6 protein-coding genes are annotated in these 6,880 nt (G+C 45.8%); 3 read left to right on the forward strand and 3 right to left on the reverse strand.

All coding sequences use genetic code 11. The features are described 5' to 3' along the window. The 3 genes from WAK81_RS01045 to WAK81_RS01055 form a co-directional block, all read right to left on the reverse strand. On the reverse strand, positions 1-493 hold a 493-nt coding region (locus WAK81_RS01045; protein ID WP_422195322.1), incomplete at its 3' end, for a malate dehydrogenase. Positions 494-660: 167 nt separating this feature from the next. Then, a complete protein-coding gene (locus WAK81_RS01050) occupies positions 661-1,299 on the reverse strand; it encodes a ribonuclease I (protein ID WP_422195323.1) in 639 nt (212 codons plus the stop codon). Between the two features lie 32 nt (positions 1,300-1,331). Further along, positions 1,332-3,266 (reverse strand): transglycosylase SLT domain-containing protein, encoded by a 1,935-nt coding sequence (locus tag WAK81_RS01055; protein ID WP_422195327.1) that lies wholly within the window; start codon positions 3,264-3,266, stop codon positions 1,332-1,334. 334 nt (positions 3,267-3,600) lie between these two features. Here WAK81_RS01055 and miaB point away from each other — a divergent pair, with 334 nt between their 5' ends. Genes miaB through ybeY form a run of 3 tightly spaced genes read left to right on the forward strand, consistent with a single transcriptional unit; the run spans position 3,601 to position 6,677 of the window. After that, entirely contained in the window at positions 3,601-5,058 is a 1,458-nt protein-coding gene (gene miaB, locus WAK81_RS01060) for a tRNA (N6-isopentenyl adenosine(37)-C2)-methylthiotransferase MiaB (RefSeq protein ID WP_422195324.1), read from the forward strand. 37 nt (positions 5,059-5,095) lie between these two features. Then, positions 5,096-6,172 (forward strand): PhoH family protein, encoded by a 1,077-nt coding sequence (locus tag WAK81_RS01065; RefSeq protein WP_422195325.1) that lies wholly within the window; start codon positions 5,096-5,098, stop codon positions 6,170-6,172. A 22-nt stretch (positions 6,173-6,194) separates the two neighbouring features. Beyond that, complete coding sequence (gene ybeY, locus WAK81_RS01070) at positions 6,195-6,677, forward strand: rRNA maturation RNase YbeY (RefSeq protein ID WP_422195326.1); 483 nt, start codon at positions 6,195-6,197, stop codon at positions 6,675-6,677. Positions 6,678-6,880 lie beyond the last annotated feature (203 nt).

Here is a 6,880-nt window from a genome sequence, read left to right on the forward strand (position 1 = left end):
CACGGTTGTGGTCAAGACGTAACATTGCAGTGAAGTTTTTCGCTGGAAGATCTGGAGCAGATTTCATTGCGATGTAAGCATTCGTGTTTGCAGGGTTACCAACAACTAGAACTTTAACGTCACGGCTCGCAACTTCGTTCAATGCTTGACCTTGACCGATGAAGATTTCACCGTTCACTTTAAGAAGGTCAGCACGTTCCATACCTGGACCACGTGGACGTGAACCAACTAATAACGCATAGTCAGCATCTTTGAATGCAACTTTAGGATCATCAGTACCGATCATGTCTTCTAGTAGCGGGAATGCACAATCTTGAAGCTCCATCATTACGCCTTTAAGCGCTTGTTGAGCTTTCTCAAAAGGAACTTCGAGCAATTGCAAAATCACTGGTTGATCTTTACCCAACATTTCGCCACTTGCGATACGAAATAATAGGCTGTAACCAATTTGACCTGCAGCGCCAGTAACGGCAACACGAACTGCTTGCTTCATCTAATTATCTCCAATTGAGGATATTCAATGCGATTAAATAGTTAGTATTTAATCTAATAATCGTAAACGCGAAAGATTGTACTCCAATCCTTTGCCAGATGCATATAAAAGAGGACGGATTTCACCTAAAGTCTGATAGGAAATATAAATTAAATCCGCAAAAAAGCTCAGTATGTTCCTTTTATTGTGACAGTTTTTGGGCATGTATTAATAATGTTGGCAGAACAGGATTTGTAATTGCCATTGGGGCGATAACAGACCTTAATCGAGGTAAGCACGCTGGCCGACTGGGTCTGCTGGCAGTTAAACCTCAAGGCATTGCCCGGTAATTGCGGATTAATTTTCAGAAATTTGGCCCGCAGCGTATCGACAGAAATCGTAATATTTTCCTGTTCCGTCAGTTCCGCTGGCACTTTCAGGCGATCTGCATAATTGATAATCGTCCGGAAATACTGACTGGCATTCATCGGCACACAGCCACCGATATTGCGCCATAAAATTGTCCGGGTATTGTCATCCGGCATGATCCTGGCCACTACCTTGGACTGCAGTGGTGACAGTTTCGCGGAGCTATTGGTCGTACAATTTTGTGATGTAGTCTGAGGATATAAGCCGGAGATATTCAACGAATAACCTTCCAGACATTTTCGTTTCTTGGCGTATTCCGGGTACAGGCTACATAAGGCCGGGACCATTTGTACATCCATGACATAGTCTGTCGGCGTGGCGAACGCTGCCGGACTGCTGGCAAAAAACACAAGCGCAAACGATCCAGCCCAGACTCGACGATCCTTCATTATTTTCATGAATAAATCACCATCCCCCAATAATTTTAATTTTATTGTGTATTACGTAATGGTATCAGTTGCATGCGTTTACCCACTGACTGTGCCCCCTGCCCTAACAAGATACCGTAATGCGTGGCATTGGTCATGACATGTTTCACATAATCCCGGGTTTCAAGTAAAGGAATAGTTTCAGTATATTGATCTGCGGCAATCCCCTGAAATTCTGGCTGCCAGCGGCGGGCACGGTTTGGACCGGCATTATAGCCCGCCGTTGCCAGAACCGGACTATCGCTAAGCTGACGCTGAATCGTAGATAAATAGAATGTTCCGTAGCGAATATTGGTATTCATATCGGTGAGTGCCGCCGGGTTATAAGCCTCACCCATTTGACGTGCCACCAGCTTGGCCGTGTCCGGCATAATCTGCATCAGACCACCCGCGCCTACATGTGAACGTGCCACAGTATTGAAACGGCTTTCTTGACGCATTAACCCATAGGCCCAGGCCGGATCTATGCCGGCATTGCGACTATGACTGACCACGTAATTCTGATGTGGCATTGGATAACGATAATTGTAGTTATGCTTGTTCGCGGTACGGTCAGCGGCATAAATGGCCCGGTCATGCCAGCCCATGTCCATGGCACGCTTTGCCGCAGCCAGCAACAGGTCATCATCTTTTTTCAGATAAGCCTGACGCACTGCCCAGTTCCATTCACGGTTAATATAGTTCTCCGGTGCGCTGATATTACGTAGCGTGAAAGCACGACGGAAATGAATATCCTGTTCCAAACGTTGCAGAGCCTGATTGGATGGCTGCGCCGGGTTTGGTGTACTCGCGGTCACCTGCCCCAACTTGTCGCGTGCCAAAAGATTGTGATAGTCATCTCCGGTCGCCAGCTTACGATAAATACTTTCTGCTGCCTGTTTAGAAGCACGATCAGTACGTTGTTCGCTTGCACGTGCCAGCCAGTATTGCCAGCGATCTTCCTGCTTCTGATTCACCGTCATGCTATCAATCGCACGGATCAGGCTTTCCCAGGCACTAAAACGAATGGCCTGACGCGCATAAACTTCAGCTTCTTCCGGGCTAAATGGCAGACCATAGCTGGCATCTAAAGCATTTAACACTTCGCGGTTGAAGTTGTTTTTCATGACTGTGGTGCCACCGATATAACCGACAGCACGATATAAGGCGCGTTGTACCTGTACTGGTGTACCTTGAGCGGTCCGTTTGACAATGGACAAAGCCGAGTCCAAATCGCTATCGGCCAGACGTCCCAGTGCATAAATCAGATAGGCCTGCTCTGCCGCAGTACTTTTAGGCGCAGACCACAAATAATTGGTGGGGTTGGCCTGAATCGAATTCAGTTGTGCCAGAGACAGATTTAGACCAATGCCTTGCGCTGTCGCAATGGCCTGACCAGACTGTCCGGCACGAAGTTGTCCCCAGAGTCGCTGCTGACGGTCTTCTGAGGTCATGAGTGGACTGGAGAGCATCATCCGGCCTAGACCAGTACAAGAATCAGGCTGGCTGTTGGTAGTTAACCAGACTTCTTTAAATTCGGCATAAACCAGTTCATCGCCAGCTTTGGCACGCACTTGTGCCACTGCACAGGCTTCGGCAGGATCGGCATTGGTTACATAAGGCAATACAGGTTGGGCAGTGCTAAAGTCTGCCATTTTTACTTTTTCTTCGACATAGTCCGCTGCCAGCTTTTCAGCCATGGCGGATTGAGGGTAACGCTGGGCAAAGCTGATAATCTGGCTAACAGGCTGCATGGCAAGATTCTGGTTTAAAATCCAGTATTCCGGATAATAGCCCAAGGCATCATTCTGCATAGACAGACGATATTGCTGTAACAGTTCAGTATTGCCTGCATTGGCTGCACGCAATGCATCATTAAATTGTTCTTCTGCTGCCTGTGTACTCGCTGAACAGATACATGCCACACTTAAAGTAATTAATTTATAGTATTTATACATAGTTTTAGTGTGTTTCAACATCCCTTTGCCTTCTATCATCGATTTTGTGCTTAGCCCATGTTGCATATCATAAGAGCTAGTTTGAAGATTATAACCAACTCTATTGTTCAGTTATGTAACCTTATGATTAAGCAATATTAATCTACAGACAATTTTTGCCCATAAATCAATATTTTTCCACAGTTAATTTGGGCTATAAGTTTAAGCGACTTTCCTGCTAAAATATGCGCCTTTCCAAGATTTCAGTCCGTGAATTGAATTTTTATTCACCTGTTTGATGCATCAATCAGGCTGTTCGTTCACTCTTTCAACGTATTACCTTGTAGGAGCCTACATGACGGTTCAAACCTTCATTCCGAATGGTGCCCCAGCTGCCTCAGAAAACACTGTTACCCAGCCAGCGCACACCCCAGTTAGCGATGCTTCAGTCAAAAAACTGTACATCGAAACGCAAGGGTGTCAGATGAATGAGTACGACAGTCACCGTATGGCAGACCTGTTAGGCGATTCTCATGGCTATGTGCTGACCACCGATCCTAAAGATGCCGATATTCTGCTGATGAATACCTGCTCGATCCGTGAAAAGGCGCAGGAAAAAGTATTCTCCGAGCTGGGTCGCTGGCGCAAGCTTAAAGATAAAAATCCTGACCTGATTATTGGTGTTGGTGGTTGTGTGGCGTCTCAGGAAGGCGACAATATCCAGAAACGTGCCAATTATGTCGATATGATTTTTGGCCCACAAACCCTGCACCGTTTGCCGCAAATGCTGGATCAGCATTTTGAGCAGATCGAAAAGCCAAAAAAAGAAAAAATCAAACTGGTGGATATTTCCTTCCCGGACATCGAGAAATTTGACTTTTTACCTGAACCGCGTGTTGAAGGCTATAAAGCCTTTGTCTCGATCATGGAAGGCTGTTCAAAATACTGTTCTTTCTGCGTGGTGCCGTATACGCGTGGTGAGGAAGTTTCTCGTCCACTGGATGATGTCCTGGCTGAAATTGCGGGTCTGGCAGAAAAAGGCGTGCGTGAAATTTCGCTTTTAGGTCAGAACGTAAATGGCTACCGTGGTGAAACGTTCGAAGGCAATATCTGTACTTTTGCCGATCTGTTACGTTTGGTTGCAGATATTCCGGGCATTGGCCGTATTCGTTATACCACATCACATCCGCTGGAATTTAATGACGACCTGATCCAGTGCTATCGTGACCTGCCACAAATGGTTTCACATCTGCATTTGCCGGTACAAAGCGGTTCCAATGATGTGTTACAAGCGATGAAGCGTAACCACACCATCGATGTCTATATCGAGAAGATTAAAAAGTTACGTGCAGTTCGCCCTGACATGCATTTATCTTCAGACTTTATCATTGGTTTCCCGGGTGAAACTGATAAGAATTTCGAAGAGACTTATCAGTTTATTCAGGATTTAGACTTCGACCATTCTTATAGCTTTATCTATTCAAAGCGTCCGGGTACGCCTGCGGCAGAACTGGAAGATACGATCTCTGAAGATGTGAAAAAAGAACGTCTGGCCAAAGTTCAGCAATGGATTAAGCGTTCAAGCATTGACAAGACGGATGCCATGCTCGGGTCCATCCAGCGTGTACTGATCGAAAAAGTTTCTGATAAAGATCCGAACATTCTGGTCGGTACGGCGGACAATACCCGTTATGTTAACTTTATTGGTGACCCTGCCTGGGTAGGCCGCTTTGCCGAGATTGAAATTACCGAAATTAAAACTTTGAATTTAGTTTACGGTGAACTCTTGAATCTTGAGCCTGACGTGGCGTAATGTAGAGCATATAACGCACACTTCATAAGGAACACTCTTGACTGCAGCGATTCGACGTACAGTAGCTTTTCCTGGAATTTCGATGGACCGTATACAAGCCATGTTAGGTGCCTATAACGGCCATTTGAAGCAAATTGAACAACGTTTAGACGTCAAAATCTCCCATCGTGGAGAAAGTTTTATTATTGATGGTGGAATCGATGCCGTTGAGAGAGCCGAAATGCTCTTGCAACGTCTTCATGAAGAATCTGAACATAGTCAGCAGATTAGTGCAGATACTTTACATCTGATGATTCAGGGCAGCCAGACTGACCGTGAACTTCAGCAAGATCTGGATGATCAGGAACACACGGGGCTGGACAATGTCTGGCTGCAAACCCGTAAAGGCCGGATCAACCCGCGTGGTGCCAACCAGAAACGTTATGTACAGCGCATTCTTCAAAGTGATATTTCCTTTGGTATTGGCCCTGCCGGAACAGGTAAAACCTACCTCGCCGTTGCAGCTGCAGTGGATATGCTGGAGCGCAATGAAATCCAGCGTATCTTGCTAGTTCGCCCTGCGGTTGAAGCCGGTGAAAAACTTGGTTTCTTACCGGGGGATTTAACCCAGAAAATCGACCCTTACTTACGTCCCTTGTATGACGCGCTATATGAAATGCTCGGCTTTGAGAAAGTGGCCAAGTTGATCGAACGTCAGGTGATTGAAGTTGCTCCGCTTGCTTACATGCGTGGCCGTACCCTGAATCATTCTTTCGTGATTCTGGATGAAGCGCAGAACACCACCCCAGAACAAATGAAGATGTTCCTGACCCGTTTAGGTTTTGGCTCACGTGCAGTGATTACTGGTGACGTGACTCAGGTGGATTTACCACGTGGTCAGCAATCTGGTCTGTCACATGCCTTGCGCGTGATTGATAAAATTCCTGAAATTCATATTACCCGTTTCCATTCGCGTGATGTGGTACGTCATCAGCTGGTACAGAAAATTGTTGAAGCCTACGAAGGCTGGGACAGTGAACAGCAGCGCTTAAGTGCTGAAGCGCGTGCCGAACGAAAAGCACGTCAGGAAGCCTTAATCGCTGAAAATGATGCTGCGGCAGATGCACAGTATTAAGCTTTAAACTTAAGGATTTGTGTTGAAACTTAGTCTTTCCTTACAACAGGACTTTCAGTCGCCTGAACTGGTACTGAAACGTGCCTATATTAAAAAAGTTGTAGAAACCACTTTACGTCATATCGGCACTCAAAGTGATTGCGAAATCGGAATTGCCTGTGTTGATCATGACGAAAGTCATAAACTGAATCTGGAATATCGCGGCAAAGACAAACCGACCAATGTCCTGTCTTTCCCGAGTGAACTTCCTGATGAAATGGCTCAGTTTCTAGATGCATTTCCAATTGGCGATCTGGTGATTTGCATTCCCGTGGTACTGGCTGAAGCGCTTGAACAGCAGAAAGTACCCTTGACGCATTTCACCCATATGCTGGTACATGGCACTTTGCACCTGATGGGCTATGACCATGAAACCTCGGATGAAGATGCTGAAGAAATGGAAGGTATTGAAATCGAGATTCTGGCCAAGCTAGGTTTTGAAAATCCCTATCTGGAACAGAACTAAAATTTCTTCATAAAAAAAGCGGGCCAAGGCCCGCTTTTTTTTATTGTTTACCCTCACCCCAACCCTCTCCCATAAGACATAGGTATCTACACATCTTTAGGTACTTAATGCAATTGTTGCGATTTCATTCAGTTCATCTATTGAATATTCCGAGAGCAGTTGAAGAGTGTTCAGTAAAATCGAAAGTCCTGCCAATATTGCAG

It is taken from the genome of Acinetobacter sp., from assembly GCF_049284435.1.
Classification (GTDB): domain Bacteria; phylum Pseudomonadota; class Gammaproteobacteria; order Pseudomonadales; family Moraxellaceae; genus Acinetobacter.